This is a genomic window from Gardnerella sp. DNF00476 (assembly GCF_049262735.1).
GTDB lineage: Bacteria > Actinomycetota > Actinomycetes > Actinomycetales > Bifidobacteriaceae > Bifidobacterium > Bifidobacterium vaginale.
Genome location: NZ_CP058401.1, coordinates 875,370 through 901,330, shown reverse-complemented (window position 1 = coordinate 901,330; position 25,961 = coordinate 875,370). Strand labels below are relative to the sequence as shown.

Annotated in this window: 14 protein-coding genes; 4 read left to right on the top strand and 10 right to left on the bottom strand. The window is 45.6% G+C overall.

Annotated features, from left to right (window positions below):
- Positions 1–40 precede the first annotated feature (40 nt).
- From HXT25_RS03645 to HXT25_RS03610, 8 genes are all read right to left on the bottom strand, one after another.
- A complete protein-coding gene (locus tag HXT25_RS03645; protein WP_422118681.1) occupies positions 41–862 on the bottom strand; it encodes a thiazole synthase in 822 nt (273 codons plus the stop codon).
- An 86-nt stretch (positions 863–948) separates the two neighbouring features.
- Positions 949–1,155, bottom strand: coding sequence for a sulfur carrier protein ThiS (gene thiS / locus HXT25_RS03640; RefSeq protein WP_004112838.1), 207 nt, complete (start codon positions 1,153–1,155; stop codon positions 949–951).
- A 70-nt stretch (positions 1,156–1,225) separates the two neighbouring features.
- The gene (gene thiO, locus HXT25_RS03635) at positions 1,226–2,296 is read right to left on the bottom strand and encodes a glycine oxidase ThiO (RefSeq protein ID WP_004112841.1); all 1,071 of its coding nucleotides are present in this window, start codon (positions 2,294–2,296) and stop codon (positions 1,226–1,228) included.
- A 460-nt stretch (positions 2,297–2,756) separates the two neighbouring features.
- Positions 2,757–10,433, bottom strand: coding sequence for a peptidase (locus HXT25_RS03630; protein ID WP_422118680.1), 7,677 nt, complete (start codon positions 10,431–10,433; stop codon positions 2,757–2,759).
- 1,096 nt (positions 10,434–11,529) lie between these two features.
- Positions 11,530–14,346, bottom strand: coding sequence for a TIM-barrel domain-containing protein (locus HXT25_RS03625; protein ID WP_422118679.1), 2,817 nt, complete (start codon positions 14,344–14,346; stop codon positions 11,530–11,532).
- 15 nt (positions 14,347–14,361) lie between these two features.
- Positions 14,362–15,195 (bottom strand): carbohydrate ABC transporter permease, encoded by an 834-nt coding sequence (locus HXT25_RS03620; protein ID WP_004113800.1) that lies wholly within the window; start codon positions 15,193–15,195, stop codon positions 14,362–14,364.
- Positions 15,192–16,127: a carbohydrate ABC transporter permease gene (locus HXT25_RS03615; RefSeq protein WP_014554831.1), complete on the bottom strand. Its 936-nt coding sequence runs from the start codon at positions 16,125–16,127 to the stop codon at positions 15,192–15,194. The genes HXT25_RS03620 and HXT25_RS03615 overlap by 4 nt, the downstream gene beginning before the upstream one ends.
- Positions 16,128–16,197: 70 nt before the next feature.
- Positions 16,198–17,586 (bottom strand): extracellular solute-binding protein, encoded by a 1,389-nt coding sequence (locus HXT25_RS03610; protein ID WP_004118145.1) that lies wholly within the window; start codon positions 17,584–17,586, stop codon positions 16,198–16,200.
- 258 nt (positions 17,587–17,844) lie between these two features.
- Here HXT25_RS03610 and HXT25_RS03605 point away from each other — a divergent pair, with 258 nt between their 5' ends.
- Entirely contained in the window at positions 17,845–18,861 is a 1,017-nt protein-coding gene (locus HXT25_RS03605; RefSeq protein ID WP_422118678.1) for a LacI family DNA-binding transcriptional regulator, read from the top strand.
- Here the strand turns inward: HXT25_RS03605 and HXT25_RS03600 are convergent.
- A complete protein-coding gene (locus HXT25_RS03600; protein WP_014554832.1) occupies positions 18,845–19,618 on the bottom strand; it encodes a TraX family protein in 774 nt (257 codons plus the stop codon). The two genes, HXT25_RS03605 and HXT25_RS03600, sit on opposite strands and share 17 nt — an antisense overlap.
- A 309-nt stretch (positions 19,619–19,927) precedes the next feature.
- Complete coding sequence (locus tag HXT25_RS03595) at positions 19,928–21,637, bottom strand: alpha-amylase family glycosyl hydrolase (protein WP_422118677.1); 1,710 nt, start codon at positions 21,635–21,637, stop codon at positions 19,928–19,930.
- Positions 21,638–22,234: 597 nt separating this feature from the next.
- Here HXT25_RS03595 and HXT25_RS03590 point away from each other — a divergent pair.
- From HXT25_RS03590 to HXT25_RS03580, 3 genes are all read left to right on the top strand, one after another.
- Positions 22,235–23,464: an extracellular solute-binding protein gene (locus tag HXT25_RS03590; protein WP_016636333.1), complete on the top strand. Its 1,230-nt coding sequence runs from the start codon at positions 22,235–22,237 to the stop codon at positions 23,462–23,464.
- Positions 23,465–23,622: 158 nt separating this feature from the next.
- Positions 23,623–25,026: a carbohydrate ABC transporter permease gene (locus tag HXT25_RS03585; protein WP_016636334.1), complete on the top strand. Its 1,404-nt coding sequence runs from the start codon at positions 23,623–23,625 to the stop codon at positions 25,024–25,026.
- Positions 25,023–25,943: a sugar ABC transporter permease gene (locus tag HXT25_RS03580; RefSeq protein ID WP_116286192.1), complete on the top strand. Its 921-nt coding sequence runs from the start codon at positions 25,023–25,025 to the stop codon at positions 25,941–25,943. Before HXT25_RS03585 ends, HXT25_RS03580 begins: the two co-directional genes overlap by 4 nt.
- Positions 25,944–25,961 lie beyond the last annotated feature (18 nt).

Genomic DNA, 25,961 nt, shown 5'->3' with positions numbered 1-25,961 from the left:
TGAATATGCTGAATCAATTACAGTACAAAATTTACAGAATTTACAGTACTGCGTCAGCCCAAGCGCGACCTTCAACAGGCGAAGAAGCGAGCGCATGCTCACGCTTAGGAATACGGCCAGCATCGTGAGCAAGCTTACCAGCAGTTACAGCAGCAGCCATTGCACGACCCATCTTTACAGGATCTGGGCAGCGAGTTACAGCGCTTGCAAGAAGCACGCCCGAGCAACCAATTTCGAAAGCTTTAACAACATCGGAAGCAGTTCCAACGCCAGCATCCAAAATCACAGGAACGCCAGATTCTTTGCTTTCTTGAACAATCAGCTCAATGTTTCGAGGATTCAAAATACCAAGTCCAGTTCCAATTGGAGCACCCCCTGGCATAACAGCCTTCACACCAAGCGACACAAGGCGACGAGCCACAATCGGATCGTCATTCGTGTAGCAGAGCACGCTAAATCCTTCTTCAACTAGCTTTTCTGCAGCAAGCAAAACTTCGCGAGTGTCTGGGAGCAAAGTATCGTCGTCTGCAATCACTTCGAGCTTAATCCAATCAGTTCCAAGTGATTCACGAGCCATTTTTGCTGTAAGAACAGCATCATGAGCAGTTTTGCAACCAGCAGTATTTGGCAAAACGTTAATGTTATGGCGTTGCAACATACCGTAAATATCCACGCCAGTTTTTGCGTGACGGCGCAAAGCAACAGTTGCTACTTCCGCGCCTGAAGCAACAAGTGACTTTTCCATAATGTCAATGCTTGTCATGCCGCCAGTGCCAAGTAAAAGCCTTGACTGTAAGGTCTTACCGCAAAGCTGCCAAGTATCGACATTTTCTTCTGCATTATTTTCTATATTTTCCGTCATTTTAAGCCTTTTATATAAATTTTTTTGAAACTATACTCAAATTATTTGAAATCAACCGCTATTGTGAATCAGCCTGCTATTTAGGATCATCCGCCCTGAACCGCGCTGAGAATTTCGATTTTATCCCCATCGCAGATGATGGTTGATTCCCATTGGGCGCGCTTAAGCACATCGTCGCCAATCGCGACCGCTATGCCAAAACCAGAGTCAGATCCGTAGAGTTGTGCAACAAGTTGGGCAATAGTCAAGTTATCTTTCACTTGAGCGGTTTCACCATTGACGACGATTTGCATAATTCAACCTTTGTTAGCGTCTATTAAAACTTGCGTCACTAGAAACTTGCGTAACTAGGAACTTTCTTCACTAGAAGCGAGCAGGATTGCAGCTCTCCAAGAAGCCCTTTTCCTTATCAGTCAACTCTTGCTCAAGCACAAGCTTTGTAGTCAAAGAAGAACCCAAAGCTGTGAGCAAAATGCCGTGACGGAAGTAACCAGTAGAAATTGTGGTGTGCGTCTTAGGATCAATGCCAATGAATGGTAAATCGTCTGGAGTTCCTGGGCGACCGCCAGCGGTAACCTCAGTAATCGAGCATTCCTGAATGCCAGGAAGTACGCTTGCTGCATCGCGGAGCAAGTCGAGCACACCGCCAACCTTTGGAATATCGCGGTCGTCTTCGCGAGAAGTAGCGCCAAGCACAAGCTCGCCTGTTTCCTTAGCGCGAGGCACCAAATACACTGGGCGATCATGCACAAATCCACGAACCACAGAGCTCAAAATTGGGCGCAAAGGCTCTGGAATAGTCATACGAATCATATCGCCCCACACAGCGCGAAGCTTAAGCTGAGGAAGCATTTCCTTAGCACCCAAACCAGATGCCAAAACCGTGTCTGGACCCAAATCGTCTGGAGTGCTTGCGCGACGCTCAATAACAACACCACGCTTTTCAAGTGCATCAATCATTGCTGCAGTAAACTGACGAGGATTAATCTGATGATCATCCGGAACGCTTACAGCGCCTGCAATCGTCGGCGAAAGAGCAGGCTCAATTTCACGAAGCTTACTCACAGAAATATGCTCAGCTCTACGTCCGTAACGGTGCTGCAAGTTTAGCAACTCGTTTACATGCTCGTTATCTGCAGCATCACCGCCAATTACGTAAGATCCGCACTCTAAGTAGCCAGTTGGCTTATCGGTGTATTTTGCAACCGAATCAACCAATTCCTTATACATAGTTGCAGACTCAAACATGAGCGGATACAAAGCATCCTGCTGATATTGCATTTCTGCGGTAGGAGCTAACATGCCGGCAGCATGATGAGAAGCGCCAGAGACTGGATCTGGATCAATTATGCTAACTTTTACGCCAGCTTCTGTAAGTCTCCAAGCTGTTGCTAGACCAATGATACCTGCACCAATAATACGAATATTTCGCATAATACTCCTTCCCTACGGCGGCATTACCCGCATCAGGTTTACGGTCGGCTTTCGCCCTCTCAGCCTGTATAGAACAAGCTCCCGTGTTTCGTCTATTTTGGTTAATTTTAGACCTTTTAGACTGTTTTTTAGATTATTTTTTAGACTATTTTCTCTTTTTGACTTTTGCAATCACAACTACTGGCGATTATTCGCGATAGTGCAATCCTGCAAACGTCCCCATACGGGTGATTTGCAATTTTGCTTTGCATAAGTCACAGTTAGGAATTTTAACACTTTTGTGAAAAATTACTAAATTCACTGGTATGTTCTTCGAAATGTTATTTTTCGTTTTCTTCTTTACAACACCAAACAAAATGTGGAAAAGAAGAAAACAATTAATGGCTTGAAGAGATTATCTCCAAGCCATTAATTCACATTACTCCAATCGTAGCAGCATCACACACTGCTACAGATTAAACTAACGAGCCGAATGCTTCCTACGCTTAGACGCAGCACCAGCCACTCCGAGCCCAGCAAACACCGCAGCCAAAGCAGCAAACACCGAGGAACTAGCGCCAGTATTAACACCACTCACGTCACCACGCTTGAAATTCATTCCAGCAGAATTACGCGCTGCGATCATACCCTCACGCAAAGCTGCACGCGCAGCACGCAAACGAGCCAAAGCAGAATCAACCTGCCCCTGAGTAGCATTAGAATCCGCTAATACTAAACGAGCATAATTCAAAGCCGCATTAAACTCACTCACCAAGTTAGAATCAGCCACTACACCATTAGCATTAGCCGAAACATCACCAAGAGCCGCATCAACCTCAGCCTGCAAAGCACCCTTATCAACAACATTATTAACACTAGTATTATTCACATCGTTAACACCAACACCAGTATTAACAAGCCTGTTATAAGCATCAATCAACTTTTGCTTAGCATCACGAAGCCTACGAAGAGCCTGATCAACCTGAGCTTGTGTAGCATTAGGATCATTAAGCACACTATTCGCATCATTCAACGCCTGCTGATACTCCGCCAAATCAGCAGCCTTACCAATAATGAACGGAATCGACTTACGGAAATCAGGATCATTGTCAGCCTCAGTGTTCAAATCAGACTTATCGGTCTTATGAGAATCAGCAAGCTTCTTCTTAGCGTCCTGAAGCTTCTTCAAAGCATCATCAACCTGCGCCTGAGTAGCATTCTTGTCACCGAGAACCTTGTTAGCATCCTCAAGAGCCTGCTTGTAAGCATCAGCCTCTGGGCTTCCTGCAGCATTCTGATATTCAGGAGTCTTGGTGAAATCAGAATCCTTATCAGCCTCAACAGTCAAATCAGACTTATCAGTCTTATAACCATCCGAAAGCTTAGACTTAGCGTCCTGAAGCTTCTTCAAAGCATCATCAACCTGCGCCTGAGTTGCGTCCTTGTCACCAAGAACCTTGTTAGCGTCTTCGAGAGCCTTCTTGTAGTCTTCAAGAGCTTGCTTAGATGCGTCATCACCCTTAGCTTGAGCATTCTGATACTCAGGAGTCTTGGTGAAGTCACCATTAGCATCCGCCTCAGACTTCAACTTAGAAGGATCAGTCTTGTAGCCATCAGTAATCTTCTTCTTAGCGGCTTGCAATGCATCTAGGGCGTCGTCAAGCTCTTTCTGAGTTGGAGCCTTAGTCATGCCCTTAGGCAACTGGTCTTTTACTTTACCTGTTGTACGATCAAAAGCATCGAGAAGATTCTTAGCTTTCTCTAGGGCATCCTTGTATGCCTTCATGTCGGAATTATCCGACTTGCCGTCTTCACCCTTCTTAGCATCAGCGTTCTTGAACTCTGGAGTGTTCTCGAACACGTCGGTTCTGGTGTCGTCGTCGCCGTCCTTAGACTTGTCGAATTCTTCTTGCAAGTCATGCGGATTGGTCTTGTAGTTAGCAAGAATCTTATCCTTAATTTCTTTCAGATTATTAAGAGCCTCGTCAACTTCTTGCTGAGTTGGGATATCCTTTTCACCCTGCTTTGGCGCAGAACCATCGTCGTTAAACTTCTTCAGAAGATTTTGAGCCTTCTTCAGTGCATCCTTGTATGCCTTTACATCAGGAATATCTTCGTCACCAGTCTTCTTAGCAAGAGCGTTGAGGTACTCCGTTGTTTGTTCAAACTTCGGATTATGTTCCTGTCCGGTCTCGTCTTTATCGTCGGCTTCCTTCTTAAGGGAAGATGCGTTGGTCTTGAAAGCATTGTCGATAGCTGTCTTTGCATCTTTAAGGTCTTGCAATGCCTTATCTACCTGCGCTTGGGTTGGACGATCTTCTGGCTTTGCATTTGGATCAGGGTTATTCACCTTGTTGATGAGTTCCTGTGCAGCCTTGAGTTTTTCGTTGTAAGCTTCCAGCTTCTTAGTAGCGGAGTTAGGATCCGTTGTCGCATGATCTTCTGTCTTCGCCTTTTCAAGTGCGTTCTTGTACGCAACAGACGCCTCGAATGGAGGAGTTACAGGATTACCTTGCGTATCCTTATCGCCAACTTCGTTAGAAAGCGGCTTGACATCAGTCTTGTAGCACTCGGCAACAGTCTTCATGGCTTCTTGCAAAGTCTTAAGCGCTGCATCGACTTCCGCCTGAGTTGGGATTCTGCCTCCCGTATTTGGATTGCCTTTCTCATCGAACTTATCGAGAATATCTTTAGCTTTCTTCAGAGCACCGTCGTTAGTGTTCTCATCGAGAGCATTAACAGCGTTCTGAGCCTCGGTCTTCTTGTCTTGTTTGGCATTCTGATCATCTTTAAGAGCAAAAGCATTCTTGTATTCAGGCGTTTTCTTAAAGTCACCATTCGCAAATTCCTTCGCATCCTTAAGCGCGGTCACATTGGTCTTGTAGCCGTCGGTAATAGCTTGCTTAGCCTGCTTCAAGGCATCGAGTGCGTCATCAATCTGCTTCTGCGTTGGACGGTCGCTGAGTGTAGCCGAATCCTTCTTGGCAAGTAACTCACGTGCATTCTTCAAAGCCTTCTTATAGGTTTCAAGATCAGACTTTGCCTGCTTAACATCAGGATCAGTATCTGGCTTAACACCTTGCTTGTAAGTAGCGTTCTTGAACTCTGGCGAGTCCTCGAACTTACCGGTTGCACTAGCGCCTTCGGTGTCTGCCTGTGACTTCTCAGCTTCTGTGTTCAAAGCAGTTGTATCAGTCGTATACTTCTCAATCTCAGTACGAGCATCATCGAGCTTCGTCAAAGCATCGTTAATCTGCTGCTGTGTTGGCTGAGCATCCAAAGGTGTTTTGTTCTCAGGATCTGCTTTCTTGAGCAAATCATGCGCCTCAACTAATGCCTTGTCATATGCCTTTTTAGCTTCTGCTGCCTTCTTGTTCTTATCCGTATCAGGCTTGCCATCAGCATTTAAGAAGTGAGGATCAGACGCATTGCGATACGCATCAGAAGTTTGTGTGCCTTCTGTAGGCGCAGTACCCTCTGTATCGCCATGCTTCTTTACGCTTTCCTTAAGCTTGGTGGTGTCGGTGTTGTAGGCGTCAAGAGCCTTACGCGCCTTATCAAGTTTATCCTTAGCGTCGTTGATGTCCTTCTGCGTAGCGTTAGGATTGTTCAACAAATCCTTAGCTTCATTAAGAGCTTGACCATAATCACCGGCAACCTTACGCGCAGCAGTGTTCTTAGCAGAATCCGCATTACCATCAGTACCCAAATAATTGTGAACTGACGCGTTCTTAAACGCAGGGCTTGGATGCGTGGTTGCGTCCTCGTTAATCGACTTAATCAAGTCGTCGGTCTTGGTCTTAAACTTATCCAGACCTTCAACAGCTTTGTTAAGATCTTCAAGAAGCCTTGTCACATCCCTATTCAGAGGCTGACCCTTAGCGTGCGCTTGCAACTTCTTAAGCGCATCTTTGTTGGTCATATCAATGTTCTTATCTGGAATAACAGACTCTGAGATTTCGTTGCCGTCGTCACCCTTGTCCTTGTCCATTTGGTCATTAAAGGCTTTTTGCAACTCCTTAAACGCGGCGTCGTATGCTGCCTTTGCCTTAGCTTCGTCAGAACCTTCAGCACCAGCGGACGCGTTTTTATATGCCGGGCTATTAGTAATGGCTAAGCTGTGAAGCAGCGCTGCCGAAATCTTGCTGGTGTCGGTTGCATACTTATCGATTACCTTACGAGCATCTTCAAGCGCAGTCTTGGCAGCATCAATCTCTGTTTGCTTCGGCTTCTTGGACTCTTCAGTTTCCTTAAGCTTCTTGCTTAATTCCTTAGCTTTCTGATAGGCGTCATTGTAGGTCTTGAAGTCCTTAGCGGCCTGAGAGTCTGCACCATCCTTTTGAGCCTGATCAAACGCATTGAAGTACGCTGGCATAAGGTAACCACTCACATTGTTTGCGATTGCCTTCGTAAGGTCGTTATCATCGGACTTATAATTCTCATGCAGAGCGTTTTCTGCTTCTTCAAGCTTCTTCTTAGCTTCGTCAACTTGCGCCTGTGTTGCTTTTTTGTTGTTAAGAATAGCGCGAGCGTCTCTTAACGCATTATTGTAGTTATCAATAGCATCTTTAGCAGCTTGCTTTTCTTGATCGTTTGCACCGTTGTCTCTCTTGTTAAGAGCGTTCTTATAGAACACGCTTTGCTTGGTCTCATCGTTTGGATTGGGATTATCGAAGCTCTGTTTTTCCTCAGCTGCAAGCTTAGACTTATCCGTAGCTTTGGCATCGAGCTTAGCCTTAGCTTCCTTAAGCTTCTTGATAGCCTCGTTTACTTCCTTCTGGGAAGCGTTTGGATCGGCTACAATCTTGTTCGCCTGCGTTACAGCATCGTCGTATGCTTTGCGCTCTTCTTTGGTAGAGTTCTGGTAGCTTGGGTCGGCAGTCTTGAGCTTTTCGTCACCTTGCTTAGTCGTGTCGCCCGTGTTTACCTTACCATGCTGTGCGATGGCATTATTCAACTCATCCTTGTTGGTGCTGTACTTATCAAGCTCCTTACGCGCAGCGTCAAGCTTAGCCTTGGCATCGTCAACAGCCTTTTGCGTGGCGTTGTCATCTTCCTTTACCTTATTGGCTTCAGCCAGTGCTTTATCATAATCTTCTTTTGCTTTCTTAGCATCAGCATTCTTCTTGGTATCGGCATTGCCATCAGCTGTCTTAAAATCAGGATCGCTTACGTTCTTAAACTGGTTTGTTGCTTGCGTACCAGTTGCAGGATTTTGACCCTCAGCAGCCTTGCCATTTGCTTCAATCGAGGTCTTCAAGTCGTCTTTATTAGTTGGATCACCATCAAGCTCGGCGCGTGCCTTGTTAAGATTAATCGTTGCGTTATCGATGAGCGCTTTTAGATTCTCAGGCAGCTTGGAATCTTCCGTATCACCAGCAAGCTTCAAAGCCTCATTAGCCTGCTTCAACGCCTCATCATACGCCTCTTTCTTCTTATCAGAAGCGTTGTAGTACTTCGACTCGGTTGGAACATCCTTGCCCTCAACCTTAGTAGTCTTGTGATCCTCAACCGACTTCTTCAAATCACTCTTCTTATGATTCGTCTGCGGCACAAAGATAACGTTAATTGCCTTTGCCGTATTGCCTGGGTGACGATCTTTCTCCATATAAACATGCTTATAGTACGTCATTGCATACGGCTCAACAAACAGACGTGCCTTGAAAATCTTGTCCTTTTTGCCAGCTACCGTTACAGAACCAGCTTCTGGATCCCATGAATACGAACCAGCTATTGATAAATTATCACCGAGGTTTACGTCAGAATTAGAAACTTTCTGATTCCCAGACCAATAAGCGCCACCCATATTGCCAAGCGTGAGTTCAGTTGTTGGCTCGCCATCTTTATTAAGCGCATAGTTCATGTGCGACTTGCGCGCGTTATTCCCTGTACCTTCATAGGAAAGCTGCTCGCCGCCAGTAAGGTCGCGCAAACCAGAACTACTATCCTTTGGTTTAGCCTTCAGCAAGCCAAGAATCTTTGTTGTATCAAACTCTTGCGCTTTAGTTGGATCGTAACGGTAGATGATAGTGGTCTTCTGATCATTACTCCAAGAAATACCTTCGTCGGTATCGCGACCATCAATCTTAGTCTTGTCCCACGAAACGGTGTAATCTGTACGAATATTTGGAAGCTTTGTAAGCTTGCTCTCTTTTACATTAGACGTAAACTCAGCAACTGACTTGTCAGTCTTGATTTTAACGGTAATCTTGTTTTCCGCCTGACCATTAGAGATTCCCTTATTAGAGTCACCAGATGCAGTAAGATCGCCCTTAAGATACTCAAGTGTAATCTGATCTTTGCTGGTAAGACCAAGCTCTTTATTGTCTTTATTAGCTTCGTAAATAGCTGTCTTGATTCGATCAAGTTCAGCGTTTGAGTAGCCAAGTGGGTTAGCAACAAAGACTGCTTTCTCGCCAGCCGGAACGACGACATCCTTCTCTGCAATCTTCTTCAACACAAGGTCGCTGAGTGCAATCTTAGGAGCGTCCGCAGCATCCACGCCAGCAAAGTTGATAGTGACTTCACCCTGGTCGTTAATGGTCACCTGATCTTGGCTTACGTGATTAAGATGCGCAAGCTTGCGTTTAATTTCGGTTTTTACATCATCGGAAACCTTGGACAGGTCGTCAACAATTGGCTTTTCAATGCGATCATCATAGCGCGCAACAGTAAGTGGTAAATCATCAGAAGTATAACCTGTGTCGGTTATGAGATGAGTTTTAAGTGTTCGTACCGTAGTTATATACGTTGTTTCAGTAGTACCAGGTTTAGGCGTTTTTGTATTAAAGCTAGTAACATCATTTGGATTGTACACACGCTGATCGTTAATAATTACCTTATTTTCAGCGGTATCTGGAGTCTGAACAAATGCACCATTATCTCCACGCGTACCCACGCCCTTAGATGTACTTGCGGTGTTAATTTGCTCACGAATTGATTTATTACCAGTTGCTTCGGTAGGAGCATCAATGGCTTTTTGAAGCTTCTCACGAATTTGTTGTGCAGTAAGTTCTTCGTTATACTTCAGCACAATTGACCCAGCTGTTTTAGGTGGAATAAGTGTTGCTGCACGTGCAATATTAGTCTTGTACAGCAAGACTTCGTCTCCACCATCTTTTCTACCGTACACATAAATGCAACGGTTTGCAGCGTATGCTACACCGCTGTTAAGATTGCCATCTCTAAAAAGAGGTGTCATTTCAAGCTTTGCAGAGCCGTCAGTATTCGGGGTAAACGTATATTCACCAGAATAAGATTGATGCAGCCCCGGATTTCCAGAATAGTATTCAGCAGCCTTTCTACCTTTATCGGTGGTCATACTATTGTTTTGAGCAGGGAAAATGGCAATACTGCTAATATTGTATCCATCTTTTGGCTTTGCAAAGTTGAAAGTAACAGTGTTACTTTGTCCGCTTTTAATATACGTATTATTAGACGATCCCCATGCATACATATTCGGGACGCTATTTTTTGTATCTTCTGAAATATTTATTTGATTCGAAACGGAAGGTTCTGGATTAGCTTCGCGATCTGTGCCAACAACAGGTTCACCCTGATTATGATTTTCAGCACTCAAATCACGCTTTTTACGACTCTTTGCGACATTTCCTGCAGGAGTGCTATTTTCTGCAGTATCCTGTTTTACACCTTTATCATCTACAGACTTACCATCAGCCTTCGCGTTCTCGCCCTTAGTGCTCTCAGTCTTACCAGTCTTATTCTCTTCAGTTGATTCAGTCGATGCAATAGGAGCAGCAGTTGTTACCGTAGGTTCTACACTCTGCTTAGCATCTGCGGATTCCTTACTATCAGTAGGCGCCTCTACCTTAGTCTGCTGAGGAGCCTCCACAACAGGCTTAGCATCTACACTATTTTTATTAGAAGCCTCAACCTTAGAAGCCTCAGCACCCTCAGCCTTCTTCTTATTAGCAATTACACTCTGTTCTTTTGCAGGATCATTCGTATTAACAGGCGCAGAAGCAGGAGTCTCCGCCGCCATTGCAGGAGTTGCGCCAAAAGCAATAGCCGCGCCGGCAATTACGCCAGCAGCTCCAGCAGAAAGAGCGGCCACTTTGTGCGTATCAACAGCCTTTGCAGCCGTATCTTTTGCAGAACCAAATGTCTTGTTGGCGTGTTTAGCAGATTTTGTAGTCATGTTCTCCTCTTTCCGTGGGATTAATTAAATTTACTTGATATTGCTTTGCGCACCGACCGTGACTCTCAAAGCCCTATAGTTTTTAACAATAGTTTTACAAAGTCTTATAGCGTACATCTATAATGATGTAACCATCCTTTGAGAAGTCATTATAACATTTAATAAAAAATTTTGAAGACAACTAACAAATGTTTATAGCTTTTGGGGAGAGATACCCCCCCCCCCCAAGCCTTTTATTTTAAGGGTTTTTGCGAGATATTTTTTTCAAAAATTCTTGCGATTCTGGCGAGTCAACCGCCATTTTTAGCTCACTCATCTAAACATTTGTATATGATACAAATCACATTTTTAGACCCTCTGCAGTGGGTTTTTCTCTTTTATCCCGCGTTTGTTCCCATATTTGGCGTTTCGATAAACAAATTCAGGAATACCCCTCGCGAACGTAGAAACACCCAGCCCTCGCGCAACACCAAACAAGGAATATCGCTCGCGCGGATTAGCCGCGCTCACGTCTTCGCCGCACGTAAAGTCCACTGGACTTTACGTTTGAGCGGCTCAGCGCTCCGAATTGCCTTTTCGCGCTACGCTCTAAGCGAAAAGGCAGGTCGTCGCGCAAGCAAGGTAGAGATTCGAGATTTTTCGCAGCTATCGAAGCGAGCCTCAGCGTCGCTAGATGGTGATTCGCCGAGAGAGCAAGAAAAATCGAGAATCTCGGTGATGAAAGATACGAAAAAGTTTTAGATATTCAGAAGGTTTGATGTATTTCTATACGAGCAATAAAAGAGGAGCGTAGCGACGGGACTTGCATGAGCGCTTTGACTGAGCTTGAAATTGCATAACGCATTTCAAGCTCCTTCAAAGCGTGATTTGGCTCAAGCGTAAAGTCCAGTGGACTTTACGTGCCAAATCAGCCGAACGGCTACTAATAGTCGTGAGGAATAGCGCGGATAATCCGCGCGGCAGAAATACTCAAACCTCGCACAACAGTAAATAGGAAAATCACTTGCGCGATCTAAGCACGAAGGCAGTCGTCGTTAGCGAGGTCTAAGCGCGCTAACGTCTTCGCTTGCGTTGAAAGCACACTGTGCTTTCAACCTTAAGCAAGCTCAGCGCTGCGAATTAAAATCTCCTCAAGCGCGCGCTTAACCGAGTCAGGCAGCGTGCACTTCCATTGCGCCCACTTAGCAACCTCTGGGTGCTGCGGCGCATGTGCGTTAGTCAAGTCAACGCTTTGCTGATGGCGCTCAAGCTCGCTCTCGCTAGTGTACTCAAGCGCGCAAAGCTCGCTTATAGCACTCGCGCTACCACCAGCTTGGCGAATCGCGTCAAAAGAAATCTCCTTGCCCCGGTACGGCATTTGCGCTTGTAAAAGCAACCTGTAGCAATCGCCAACCTTAGGGTCTTGCGCAATGCACAGTCCGCCATCCACAATCACGCGCACGCAATCGCCAACAGGCACGTTGCGCACAGAAACAATAAGACTTAAGTCGCCCTCTTCGCCTTCATATGAAACTTCTACAGCCTTAGATTCAAGCTGATTTTCCCCAACAAAAACGCGAACGCGCGAAAAGTCTGGGCAAGCAACACCTCTAAACACCACGCTCCAATCGCGCTTGGAAGGCAGCGAAGAAACAGCACTAGCGCATCCTTTTGCTGCATCAATCACAAACTGTGTGGATCCATTCCCATCTCGCCAAATAAGCTCCATGCGCGTATCGGCAGTTTTCCCAGCGCGCGCGTCTTCAAATCGTCCGTTATCTTCGCGCATCACAAACTCGCCGCAATCCCCTGGGAATGCAAGAACGCGCAAAGATCGCGGATTTTCAATGCTATTAACAAGCTCCGCCGCCTGCTCTCTACTTGCGCAATCCGCTTCGCTTGGCAAAACTTGCATTGGCACAATAGCCCCAGAGCGCGCAAACGCCGGCACGCGGTCGATTCCTCGCCAAACCTCAAATCTGCGCCCAGCACCGCCGCGCGAAACGTATCGCCTTCCGTCAAAGAAATCGTACCAATCTCCTTCTGGAAGCCAAACGGCAGTGCAACCGCGCTCAACTTGCTCGCACCCCTTGCTAACGATTGGCGCAACCACAAGCTGGCTGCCAAAACGGTACTCATTCGGCATCTCGTACGCTGCAGGTGTTTCTGGCGATTGCCAATACATTGGCTCTACAATCGGCCTTCCGCAAACCGCCGCGCGATAGTTCATCGTATATAAATAAGGCAGCATTTGCGCGCGAAGTCGCAGCATTTTAACCATCGCGTCACGAGTTTCACGAGGGAAGTTCCACGGCTCCTTGCCTGCAAACGGCGAGCAGCTGGAGTGAAGGCGATTAATCGGGCTAAACGCGCCAAACGCATACCAGCGCGCCTCCAGCTCATCGCATCGCACGCCAAGCATGTGTCCGCCAATATCGTGGCTCCACCAGCCGTAGCCAATGTTAGACGCCGTAGAAGTAAAGTAAGTTTGGAAGGCAAGCGAATTCCACGTTGTTACGCTATCTCCCGAGAATCCCACTGGGTAGCGGTGCGAGCCAGGCCCCGCGTAGCGCGAGAACGTTATCGGCCACGCGCCTCCGCGCCCCGAATCCTGGTAGTGCACGTGGTTAAGCATCCAAAGCGGATCCAAGCCAGCCTGCTTTGTAACTCCGCCCTGCTGCCAGTCAATCCACCAGAACCCAACGCCCTCGTTCTCCATGCGCCGATGCATGTTTAGGTATGCTCGCAAAAAGCGCGGATTTGTAAGGTCAAACTCAACTGCCTTGCCGCTTGCAGGGTCAATTCCCATATCGCGCGCAACTTGCGCATAGTCTTCTTCAAACGCGCGCACGCCGTCTCTCGGGTGCAAATTAAGCGTTGCAGAAAGCCCTTCGCTGGCAAGTCTGCGCAAAAACGCGCGATGATCTGGGAATAAATCGCGGTTCCACGTGTAGCCAGTCCATCCCGAACCATACTTTGGGTCCACATCCGTCACGTGCCAATCCATGTCGATTACTGCCGTGGAGAACGGTATTCCTTCGCGCTTAAATCGGCTCATCAGCTGCAAATATTCGTCTTGGCTGTACCTGTAGTATCTGCTCCACCAGTTGCTTAGCGCAAATCGCGGAAGAAGCGGCTGCGCGCCCGTAAGCTTGTAAAAGTCGCGAATTGCGCCTATATAGTTGTGACCGTAGCCAAAGAAGTATAGGTCTTTAGAGTTTGATTTAGATGATTCGGCAGAGTTTTCCCCAGACACACTGCCATCCGCCTTTTCACGCGGCTCCACCCATGCCCCGTATGGGTTTTCTTTTCCATCAACAGCAGCCGCATACGCGATTTTTGCCGAGCGCGAATCGTCTAACACTGCCCACCCGTCGCGAGATATTACGCCCGTTCCAAGCTTAACGGCTCCATCCGCCTCGTCCACTGTTCGCGCTGTGCCGAGCAAATTGCCGTGGCACTCGTCGCCGTAATGCCACGTGTTGAATTGCGAGCCTGGCACTCCGCGCACAACAATGCTCAAGCCCTCTTTGCTAAACGGCTGCTGGTTGTACGTGATCAGTAGTTTTTCGGTTTCGACTTCTATCCAGCCATTTTCCAAGTTTTTTACACTATATTTTGGATTAAAAGATTTTGGATTAAAAGCGCGCGATGCTTCATCTTCGGTTGCTTGCGATTTTTCCGCGGCAATCTGCGTGCCAGCCTCGAAGTTTCGTCTTACAACTGTTTGCGTAGGCGCGTCTACAAATTCGCCGTTTTCACTCCACTCAAGGCGCACAAGCGAATCCGTGATTAACGTGATTCGCCAATTTTTGCCGCTTATAACCTGCGACTCTTTGGCTTTAGACAGCGGATTTTTAGCGTAATCGTAAAAAATGTGTGCGTCTTGCACATCCTGTGTTCCACGCGCTTCACGCGCATCTTGTAAAGTCATTCGACCCGCCCTTTTCTACTTACCGCTGCCGGTTGAAATTCCAGCAATAAACTGCTTCTGGAACACCAAGTACACTACTACTACAGGAATAATAGCAAGCGATGCCGCAGCAAACAAACCGCCGTAGTCAGTTCCAAATCTTCCGCTAAACGTCTTCAATCCAACTGCAAGAAGCTGCTTTTTCTCGTCTGTAATCATAAGGAATGGCCACAAATAGTCTTCCCAATTCCACAAGAACGTAAAGATTGCGAGCGCAGCAATAGTATTGTGGCTCATTGGCAGAATTATTCTGTGGAATATTCTAGAATCCGAAGCTCCATCTAGTTTTGCTGCTTCAATCAATTCGTCGGATATTCCGCTTATTGATTGTCGGAATAAGAAGATTCCAAATGCGCTTATTAAGCCTGGAACTATAAGTGCACGATACGTGTCTTGCCAACCAAAGCTAGTCATCATGTCGTATTGCGGAATGATTGTTACTGCCCACGGTACCATCATCGTGCTTATTACTATTCCAAAAAGCAGATTTCTGCCACGGAATCTCATTTTTGCAAATACGTATCCAAGAACGGCACTCGTGTAAATGGCTATTACCGTTTTAACTACCGATATAAACAATGAGTTAAAGAATAGCCTCAAAAAGTCGAATTTCTCTTGAATCCCAACGTAATTCCCAAATGTGCTTGGCTTTGGGAACAGCCCACCATCTATGCGCACAATGTCGCTGTTTGGAGCAAAGGAAGATACAAACATCCAAATAAATGGCACGATTGTTAAGAAAGACAATAAGAATAGGAATATTGTTAGAAACCATCCAATAATGCTCTTTTTAAGATTTTGTTTTTTCATACTAACTCACTATCCTTAGACGCTTTAAACATTATGAATGTTAGGATTCCAGTGATTATAAACAGAATGACGCTCATTGCAGATGCAATTCCAAAGTTATACTTTTGGAACGCTTGATCAAAAATTAGGTAGCTGATTGTGTACGTTGATGTTCCTGGGCCGCCATTGGTCATAACAAGAATCTGAACATACGCTTGAATATAGCCAATCATAGATGTGATTACTATAAAAAGTGTTGTTGGCTTTAGCAATGGAACTGTTATTCTAAAGAATTTTTGCACGCTATTAGCGCCGTCTATTTCTGCCGCTTCGTAAACATCTTTTGGCAGATTCATTAATCCAGCCAAATATAATACCGTTGCGTAGCCAAAGTCTTTCCAAATTGTCATTATTATGATTGCTGGCATAGCCCAAGTGGAACTGTGCAACCAGTTGATATTTAAGCCTGTAATCCTATCGATCATGCCAAACTGCGGGTCAAACATCCACATCCACACAAAGCTCACTGCCACCAACGGCGTAATTGTTGGCATGTAGAAAAGACCTCGCAGAGTATCTTTGCACTTAACAAGCTTGGAGCTTAACAACATTGCAAAACCAATGCCAAGAATAACGCGGAATACAACAGATACAAACGTAAAGATTGCGGTGTTTGCAATGGACTTCCAGAATAACTTATCTACTAAAATCTGCTTAAAATTATCCAGCCCAACCCAATTGTATGTTCCAACAAGCGGATTCCATTCATGGAAGCTGCCTGCAAAAGCCTTATATATTGGATAGGCAAGAAAAATCACAAAATAAACAATCAGAAACACTACTGCTATATTCCGAAAGGAGAAGGTTCGAGAAAGAGCAGTGCTTATTTTTGACATACCACCATTATGTTTTCTCATTTTGCTCAAATGAGAATCCTGATTAACTTGTTTCATGATTTTCCTTGCCTTACCTACTGAGCACAGTGATTACGATTTACAACTATCTAACTAGTCTGCTTTGTTTTTACTTGTGCTCTTTGAAGAACTCATACTTACTTTCTGCAGACGTAAACTTAGAATTCTTCATATCTTTAACCATTGTTGCTTGAGCCTCTTTGATTGCATCATCAATAGACTCACCATTTTGCATAACGTTCTGGAAAGCAGCCTTGCTACTTGTTTCCACGGTAGAAGGCGTGATTCCTGGCCAGATTAGGCGATCTGCACGCGGCTGAATCGCAGCCATTACTGGAGCCTTTAGAATCTCAGGATCGTTTTGCAAAGACTTCTTTGCTGGGAACGAGTTCAAATGCTTTACTGCCGAGCGAATAAACGCATCGTTAGCGAGAATGAACTTAATAAAGTCTTGAGCAACCTCTTGCTGATCTTTTGACTGGTGAGCGTTAATTCCTGGAGTGGATTCTCCATTGTAGCGATCGTACGCAAATGGCTTTTCTTTTGTGAATGTTGGAGTTGGGAAGACTCCATATTCAATATTTGGGTACTTTTCTTTTAGCACACCTTCGAGCCATCCCCAGGCATAAACCATTCCAGATTGTCCGTTTCCAAAGCTTTGCGTGTAATCCGTGCCAAAGTCGGTAGAAATGACCTTGTCTTTGTCGTACAAATTCTTCAAGAACTTCATGTTTTCACGCGTGACTTTGTTGTCAAAATTAGGCTTCTTGCCACTTTCATCAAAAGCAAGTTCACCACGCTGATAGTTCAATCCTTGATTGATTGCAGCATAAGCATCGCCGTTCACGTTAAATCCAGCCTGTTCCATCTTGGAACCGTTCCACTTAGTGAGTTTCTTCGCCACTTCGCGCAACTCATCCCAAGTAGCAGGAATATCTGCCTCAGTTAAGCCAGCTTCCTTCCAAAGCTTCTTGTTGTAGTAGATGTTTCCCGTATTGATTACGGAATCAATGTACTTTACATTACCTTTAGCATCTTCATGCGCACTAGCCGTTGCGTAATCCGATTCCATAGCAGCCTTGTCAATCTTGTAATCGGCAGCGTATGGGCGAATAAGCTCATCTTTGGAGTTGTGAATATTGAACAAAGCTGGGCCCTTTGTTCCCTTTAGAGCAAGTGGAAGCTTTGTCCAGTAATCATCCCAAGCAACGTTCTTAGTCTTAAACTTTACATTTGGATAAATCTTTTGATAATCCTTAATCATGTCGTAAATTGGATCAGTGGACGCGTCTCCCCAGCTCCAATACTCAAGCTGGATTGGCTTTCCTTGATTTACTAAATGATTTGGGTCATACTTTAAAGCTTGACCCATAACAGCTAGGCCTTTGTCTTTCTTTGTATCTGTTACTCCTGCTGCACCATTATTCCCACATGCGGCAAGCGTAGAAATCATGCCCAAAACTGCTATACAGGATATGCATATTTTTCTAATCTTCATTGTTACTCCACTTCCTCGTGAAATTGATGGGTAATTTTATAATATTGCTTTAAGTTTGACTCGGTCAAACATTAAAAATGTAAATGTAAAGGTTTTCATTTTGAATCCTTAATACTAAGCTAGTTTTGCACGAATAAATACTTTTTAGGCGGCGTGTCTAAAAATGTAAACCTTTTCATTTATGATAACTAGAAGCAGGGTGATTAAAAGAGATGCAGTTAAAAACTCTGCAGCTAAAACACTTAAAAGAGGTGCGACTTGTCAAAAACTAGTATTTGCGATGTAGCAACACTGGCAGGAGTATCGATTGCAACCGTCTCCAGAACATTCGCACATCCAGAAAAAGTCTCCGCATCTACACGCGCCAAAGTCATGCGCGCAGCCGAACAAATGGATTTCACTGTTTCTAGAACCGCTGGAGAGCTTAAAACAGGCAAATCGTATCGCATAACACTACTAATTGGAAGCAGTAAAATCGAATGGTTTAGCTCAGCAATTATAGAAGGATTAAATAGCGTACTGAACAAAAATGGCTACGACCTTGTAATACACCTTTTAGAGGGAGTTGAACAAAGAAAAAACTTCTTTAAAGAACTGCCCTTACGCGCAAACACAGACGCAATAATCGTATCGTCATTTGACATAAGCAGCAATGAGGCCGAACAATTACAACGCATAAACGTACCAATTGTTGGAATAAACTGCACAGCTTCTAAAGTGCTTTCTGCATCAATCGGAATCGACGATGCTCTGGGTATAAAACTTGCGATTCGACACTTAGCAACATTAGGGCATAAGCGTCTTTTATACGTGTATGAGCATTTTTGTTCATCTTTCCGCTTTAGCTCGTCAAGAAGAATAACAAGCTTTGAAAACGTGTGCAACAATATTTATGGAATACAAGGGAAAGTACTGCCAATAGACATAAAAGATGACCCTATAGATGCCACTCTTTCTGAGCTTTTTACACAAGAAAATCCCCCTACTGCAATATGCTTCCACCAGGATTCAACAGCAATGCCGTTCTTGTTTAGATTACAAAAATTAGGAATTCGCGTGCCTGAAGATTTATCGATTATAGGATTCGACAATGGCACTTATGCAAAAGAGGCTGGACTAACCACAATCCGCCAAAATCCTAAAACAATGGCAGAACAAGCTGGGAACATTGCGATATCTCTTATAGAAGGTAAAGCTGTAGCGCGAAGACATCTTACAGCTCCAGTGCAACTTATTATAAGAAATTCTACGGCTGCACCTAAAGCAGAATCGTGAACAAGCTTGCGATTACAAGCATAAGCGGATACCACGCATACATAAGCCAGCGGAATTGCTTAGTTTGCTTAGGTCCATCGCCATACGGGCTGCGATAGTGCAGCACAGCCACGCCAACGCCTGGCGCCAAAAGAGACATTGCTCCGAAAGCGCCAGCAATCAGTTCCATGCGAATCTCGTGGTTTTCTAGGAATCTAAAAATCAAAACAAATCCTAAAAGTAAAGCTCCGCCCCAAAAAATATTCTGCCTAAAGCCGACTTTGCCGAAAAGATTCCACAATATTCCTGCAACCAGGATTACTGCGATTGACGCAACTTTTTGAGCGCCTTTAAAACGCGCGCGAACCATGTCGATTCCCGAAAGCACAAAAAGCGCAATAACAAGCCCAAACACTGGATTTTGCGAGCGCATATCGAAAGCGCAGCCAAAGGTTGTAAAGTCGTACGGCACTTCGCAAATAAGCGCAAGCACAAGAAGGCGGAGCGTGTAAAGGTTGAGGTTATGCGTGTTTTGATATCCGCGAACGAGCAGCCACGCATACCACGGCAGAGCCGACCAGCTTATAACTTCGCACACTACGGCAGCCGTGAGGCTCCACATGTTGGAGTTGGAAAGGCCGCCAAAAAGGTGCGGAATCACGGTTGTGCCAAATGCGCTGAGCATTATCATTACAGCGCCGAGCAGCTTGAACTTTTTGAGCGTAATACCCATTTTTATGTTCTTGTCTGCGCGGATCTTTGGTTTTAGCGCGTCCATAATTCACCTCTTGCTCGCATGCGTGCGTTGAGTGCGTATAAGCTTTTGCCGTCATTGCAACGTTATTGACAACAGCGTTGACATCATTGCAATTGTATCAAACCCTAACTTAAATCTCTGCATTATCTATGTAGTGCACGGTTTCCCGCGTTTGTAGCTCTAATCGGCGTGTTGAGCTACAAAGTGCGGAAAAACCGTTCGCGCGTTACAGCGCGCTCACGTCTTCGCTTGCGTTGAAAGCACACCGTGCTTTCAACCTTAAGCAAGCTCAGCGCTCCGAATTGCATTCGCGCGCTACCCTTTAAGCGCTCATGCAAGTCGGAACGCAGCGAAGGACTGCGCGCCGAGTTTAAGCGCGGAAGAATCGCAAGCAACCGCTCCAACCGAAATCCGCGGCTGCAAAATCGCCTCTGGCGTAAGCCCTGCAAGCGCGCTAAGCGCAATCGTCTCCTCGTTTAACCCAGGATTCATAACCACAATGCATCTATCTGTAGAGGATTCGCCATCCGACACATTCGACTCAGCCGCACATCGCTCGTACGCAAAACTGCGACCATCCACAGGAGCGTGCAACACTCGCCAAGTGGCATCCGCGTGCAATGCCGCGCACTCATGACGCAAAGCAATCAGCGCGCGCACCCAGTTAAGCAGCGAATCGCCATCCTGCTCCTGACCCAAAACCGTTGGAATTTCGCCACTTTGCACGGCCTGCTTGCGCGAGTTTGCGCAAGTTCTTCCATCCTCGCGCACCTCAACAGGCAAGTACAACTTCGACTTTGCGGCAGTGGAGAATCCAAAATTCTTAGAATCATCCCACTGCATTGGCGTACGCGTGCCCGTGCGCGCATAACCGCCCTCTTTTGTAGGAATATCGCGGTATTTCATGCCGATTTCGTCGCCGTAATACACAAACGGCACACCTGGCATTGTAAGAATCATGCCAAACGCAATCCGCCTTTCGCGCTCGCTTAATCGCGGAGCCAGGCGCGGAGTATCATGATTGCACGTTATAAAGCTAAAGTAGCCCTCGTTGCAAGTGGCCTCATACTGTGGGCAATAATCGTCTAAAAATGGGCAAATACTGCCACCGCCGCGCGCATTAAAGTAGCTGTGGTCGTGCTCGGGATTGCTATCTAGCGCATTATCCACATCGCGAGCCAAGCGCGCGTAACCGTTAGGATTCCCATCCCAGCGCCAATTCAAATAGAAGTCCATGTCGAATCCAGCAGCCAGCGCCTGACGCGGCCTGCCCCACTCCGAAACGAAAGCAGCCTGCGGATACTCGGCCTTTACAGTGCCCAGCATTTCTTGCCATGCGCGAATCGTGTTGTCTTTGCCAAGGCTTCCTTCGCCATTGTTGTCGTCGTTTTTTACAAGCGAATCCGCCATGTCTACGCGGAATCCGTCCGCACCGAGCGCAAGCCAGAATCGCATAACATCAACCATCGCGGCACGCGTTTGCGCAGCCTCATTAGAATCTGGCGCGGATTGCCACGCGCGATCCCTATGCGCAAAACCGTAATTTAGCGCTGGCTGGCATTTGAAAAAGTTAAGAATATACGTGGCATCTCGCTCGCTTTCTCCGCCAATAAACGGCATGGAATAGCCACTAAACGCGCTGTCTGTCCAAATATATCGCTTGCTAAACTCGTTTTCTTGCGCGCGCGAGCTTTGCTTAAACCACTCGTGCTCTTCGCTTGTGTGCCCTGGAACAAGGTCTAGCAGAATGTGCATTCCGCGATTGTGCGCTTCGCTAAAAAGACGTTGCAAGTCCTCGTTTGTGCCGTAGCGTGCTGCCACTTTTTTGTAGTCGCGCACGTCGTAGCCTGCATCCTTAAATGGCGAATCGTAGCAAGGATTTAACCAGATTGCGTTGCAGCCAAGTGATTTTACGTAGTCGAGTTTTTCGATTATGCCTGGAATATCGCCGATTCCGTCGCCGTTTGAATCGTAGAAGCTTTGTGGGTAGATTTCGTAGAATACGGCGTCGCGCAGCCATTGCGCATGTTCGTTTTGCATATTTCCCCCGTTTTGTTGGTTTTGTTGGCGTGACTTATCTTTTATTTTGACTTATCTTTTTACTTATTTTATCTTTTTTATTTTGACTTGACTTATCTGGTTCTATTTTACTATTAACATTCTTGCTTTTGTTTCCCATTTAACCCAAAACGTAAACAAACGCAAACGATATTTCCGCTTTTTGTTGTTGATTTTGCCATTTTGAGCAACAAAACACGGAAAAACCTTCCGCACTTTGTAGCTCTAAACAGCATGTTGAACAACAAAATCGGGAAAACTTTCCGCTTTGACTGAGCTCAAAATCGTCGATTCTCATTTAGCAATCAATAATAAAATTCCGATAAATTTACTGATTTACAGAATAAAATACAACTTCTTATCAAGAATAACCGACTTTGACGGAAATTTTTCTAATAGCGCGCAACATGATTTGCCAACTACAATATATACGTGTATACTACACATTGCTTATAAACAGATTTCAACAATAAATGTGACGCTGCAAAAACGCAGCAAAACGTCAAAGTTGCGCCACATGAAATTTGTTACTATGCCACCAAAGAACATGCCAAGCTGGCATGATATAGGAGGTCAAGGATGACGAATATGAAGAAAGTGCTGGGCGCAGGCCTCGCAATCGCCACTATGTTTGGATTTGCTGCATGCGGTTCTAGCACCAATGCTGGCTCCAGCAGCAAGTCGAACCCAGTAAAGCTCACCGTATGGTCTTCTTCCGAAGATCAGAAGGCTGGCGGCTGGATTCAGGCTATGGAGAAAGCCTTCCAGAAGGATCACCCAGAAGTTACTTTTAAGAATGCTGTTGTTGCACCACCAGATGCTGCTAAGACAGTTAAGCAAGATGCTAAGGCCGCTGCCGATGTTTATCTGTTCCCTAACGATCAGCTCGGCGACTTGGTAAAGGCAAACGCAATTGGCGAGTTGAGCGATGACGCTGCAAAGCAGGTTAAGGAAGACAACGATGAGACCATCATCCAGTCTGTAACCGCTCAAGATGGCAAGCTTTATGGCGTTCCATACATGGGCAACACTTGGTTCATGTACTACGATAAGTCCAAGTTCTCCGACGAAGACGTTAAGTCCCTCGATAAGATGCTCGAAAAGGGCAAGGTTGCTTTCGATATTAGCAACGCTTGGTACCTTCCAGGCTTCTACCTTGATGGCAACATGACCCTCTTCGGTGAGAAGAGCAACGACGGCAAGGCTGGCATCAAGATTGGTGACAAGGCTGCCGAAATCACTAAGTATGTTGCAAAGCTCATTCAGAACAAGAACTTTGTAATGGATGGCGATGGCGCTGGCTTGTCTGGCATTAAGAACCACACTGTTGACGCTTACTTCTCTGGCTCTTGGGATGCTGGCGACGTAAAGAAGGCTTTGGGCGACAACTACGCTGCTGCTCAACTTCCAAAGTTTAAGTCCGAAGACGGCGAGCACCAGATGAAGTCCTTCGCTGGCTCTAAGGCTGTTGCTTACAACCCTAACTCCAAGGCTCCAGAGATGGCCGCTAAGTTCGCTGCATTCCTCGGTTCTAAAGAATCCCAGGAGCAGATGTACAAGCTTCACGGCGACATCCCAGTTGCTAAGGCTTTGAGCGATCTCGTTAAGGATAACCCAGCCGCTGTTGCTCAGATGAACACCATTGCTAAGACTTCTGTCTTGCAACCAACCGTTCCAGAAATGGGTGCCTTCTGGGATCCAATGAAGACCTTCGGTACTGCATTGGCCAACAAGGAAGTCAACGACGGCAACGCCGCTGCAAAGATTGCAGACTTCCAGAAGGGCTTTGAGGAAGCTCTTAAGAAGTAAGTATTAACTTACAAACTATTTTCTAAATATTATTTTCTTTTACAAGAATTTAAATTTAGAAAAACACGGCAAGGACGCCCCGCTCCCCTAAGAACAGTAAATCGGGGCGGGGCGTTCTTTGCTTGTATAAGCCCCACAATTTTACGGAAAGGCATGTCATGACTGGCACGACATCCACCAAGCGAGGGAAGCGAAAGAAGGCACCTTCTGCCGATGAATTTGTGGCTCCTTCGCAATACTCACTACAGGAGGCTGCAAAGCACGCAGACGCACTGTCTTGGGTTTCGATAATTATCTTCGGTTTTGGTAACTTCGTTCGCAAACAGTACGTGAAAGGTCTCGTATTTCTTCTATGCGAGGCTGGAGTTCTTGCCTTCTTGGCCACAACTGGCGCGGAATATTTACCAAAATTCGGTACTCTCGGCACTAGAAAGCAAGGCAGAGTAAAGATTAACGGCTTCTGGCACTACGTTGCTGGAGATAATTCTGTTGAGATTTTGCTGTATGGCGTTATGAGCATTGCAGCAATTATTGTTTTAGTTTATTTGGCTACTTTGTCTTTGCGCAGCGCATACAAGGCTCAATCCTTTGTAAAGCGCGGAGAAAAGCCTATCACCTTTGTTAAAGATGTTGAATCTTTGCTCGACCGCCACGCGCACGTTGGTTTTATGACTCTTCCAACCGCTGGAATTGTTCTGTTTACGGTATTGCCATTAGCATTCATGATTTCAATGGCGTTTACAAACTACGACCGTGACCACACACTTCTTTTCCACTGGGTTGGCTTAAACAACTTTGTTAAGATTCTTGGAAACACAACTGGAACCATTAATGCTGGAATCTTCTTCGATGTTTTGATTTGGACCCTTGTTTGGGCCTTCTTCGCTACATTCTTGAACTTCTTCTTCGGCATGTTTATGGCAATGATTATTAACAGGCGCACCACTCGCCTTAAGAGCTTGTGGCGCATCTGCTTCTCGCTTACAATCGCAGTTCCACAGTTTGTGTCTTTGCTCGTTATGCACAGCATGCTGCAAAGAGATGGCGCTATTAACCGTCTTCTCATCTCTTCTGGATGGATTCATTCTCCACTGCCATTCTTCCAGGATGCAACTTGGGCAAGGGTTACCGTTATTCTCATCAACCTTTGGGTTGGTATTCCTTACACAATCATGCAAATCACTGGTATTTTGCAAAATGTTCCAGCAGAACTTTACGAAGCAGCAGAACTTGACGGTGCAAGCTGGTGGCAGCGCTTTATGAACGTTACTATGCCATACATCTTCTTTGTTATGACTCCATACTTAATTACAACGTTCACTGGCAATGTTAACAACTTCAATGTTATTTACCTCTTGTCTGGTGGCGAGCCAACACCAATCGGCTCTTCGGCAGGTAAGACTGATTTGCTCATCACATGGCTGTACAAGCTTACGGTTGATAAAGATAACTACAGCATGGGCGCGGTAATCGGCATTATGACATTCATTGTGCTTGCGATTGTTGCTTTGATAACATACCGCAACTCTGGCTCCTACAAGAATGAGGAGGGATTCCGGTGAGTAATAAGAAGGATCTTATGCAAAGCGAACAAACTGTGCATAGTACACGCAGCGTTCCATTCTGGCGTGATCAGCGCGTGCGCCGCATAATCGGAGATATCGTCACTCATATCTTCCTGATTATTATGTCTATTATTTGGCTCGCGCCAATCGTATGGGTGTTCTTGGAAAGCTTTAACCAAAACACCGCTCCATACCAGACAACGTTCTTCCCAACTAAGTACACGTTTAATAATTACATTCAGCTGTTTACTGAGCGAGAAGTTCTTGACTTCCCACGCATGTTCTTAAACACTTTGATTGTGTCTATTTTCGTGTGCATTATCTCTCTGTTCTTCGTGCTTGTAGTAGCGTTCTGCATGTCTCGATTACGCTTCCGCGGTCGTAAGACATTTATGAACATTGCTTTGATTCTTGGCATGTTCCCAGGCATCATGGCAGTTATTGCTATCTACTTCATTTTGAAGGCTTTTGGCTTAACGAATGGCTCCGTTGTTCTTATTTCCCTGATTATCGTCTACTCTGCTGGTAGCGGCATGGGCTTCTACGTTATGAAGGGTTATATGGATACGATTCCAAAGTCTTTGGACGAGGCCGCCTACTTGGATGGCTGCACAACTTGGCAAGTATTCTATAAGATTATTCTTCCAATATGCAAGCCTATGATTGTGTTCCAGGCTATTGTTAGCTTCTTGGGTCCATGGCTTGACTTCGTTCTTGTTAAGACGATTGCTCGTACTCAAGATAATTACACTGTGGCTTTGGGCTTGTACCAAATGTTGCAGAGAGAATACATTAATCACTGGTTCGCACGATTCTCCGCTGGAGCTGTGTGCGTTTCCATTCCAATCGCAATCCTGTTCATTGTTATGCAACGATTCTACGAAGAGTCGATGTCTGGCTCTGTTAAGGGATAGTAAGCTCTGCATTAATTG

Coding starts and splice junctions, on each gene's coding strand:
- HXT25_RS03590 (WP_016636333.1), top strand. CDS start 22,235: ATGACGAATATGAAGAAAGTGCTGGGCGCAGGCCTCGCAATCGCCACT.
- thiO (WP_004112841.1), bottom strand. CDS start 2,296: ATGCGAAATATTCGTATTATTGGTGCAGGTATCATTGGTCTAGCAACA.
- HXT25_RS03615 (WP_014554831.1), bottom strand. CDS start 16,127: ATGAAACAAGTTAATCAGGATTCTCATTTGAGCAAAATGAGAAAACAT.
- HXT25_RS03620 (WP_004113800.1), bottom strand. CDS start 15,195: ATGAAAAAACAAAATCTTAAAAAGAGCATTATTGGATGGTTTCTAACA.
- HXT25_RS03595 (WP_422118677.1), bottom strand. CDS start 21,637: ATGCAAAACGAACATGCGCAATGGCTGCGCGACGCCGTATTCTACGAA.
- thiS (WP_004112838.1), bottom strand. CDS start 1,155: ATGCAAATCGTCGTCAATGGTGAAACCGCTCAAGTGAAAGATAACTTG.
- HXT25_RS03610 (WP_004118145.1), bottom strand. CDS start 17,586: ATGAAGATTAGAAAAATATGCATATCCTGTATAGCAGTTTTGGGCATG.
- HXT25_RS03630 (WP_422118680.1), bottom strand. CDS start 10,433: ATGACTACAAAATCTGCTAAACACGCCAACAAGACATTTGGTTCTGCA.
- HXT25_RS03600 (WP_014554832.1), bottom strand. CDS start 19,618: ATGGACGCGCTAAAACCAAAGATCCGCGCAGACAAGAACATAAAAATG.
- HXT25_RS03645 (WP_422118681.1), bottom strand. CDS start 862: ATGACGGAAAATATAGAAAATAATGCAGAAGAAAATGTCGATACTTGG.
- HXT25_RS03585 (WP_016636334.1), top strand. CDS start 23,623: ATGACTGGCACGACATCCACCAAGCGAGGGAAGCGAAAGAAGGCACCT.
- HXT25_RS03625 (WP_422118679.1), bottom strand. CDS start 14,346: ATGACTTTACAAGATGCGCGTGAAGCGCGTGGAACACAGGATGTGCAA.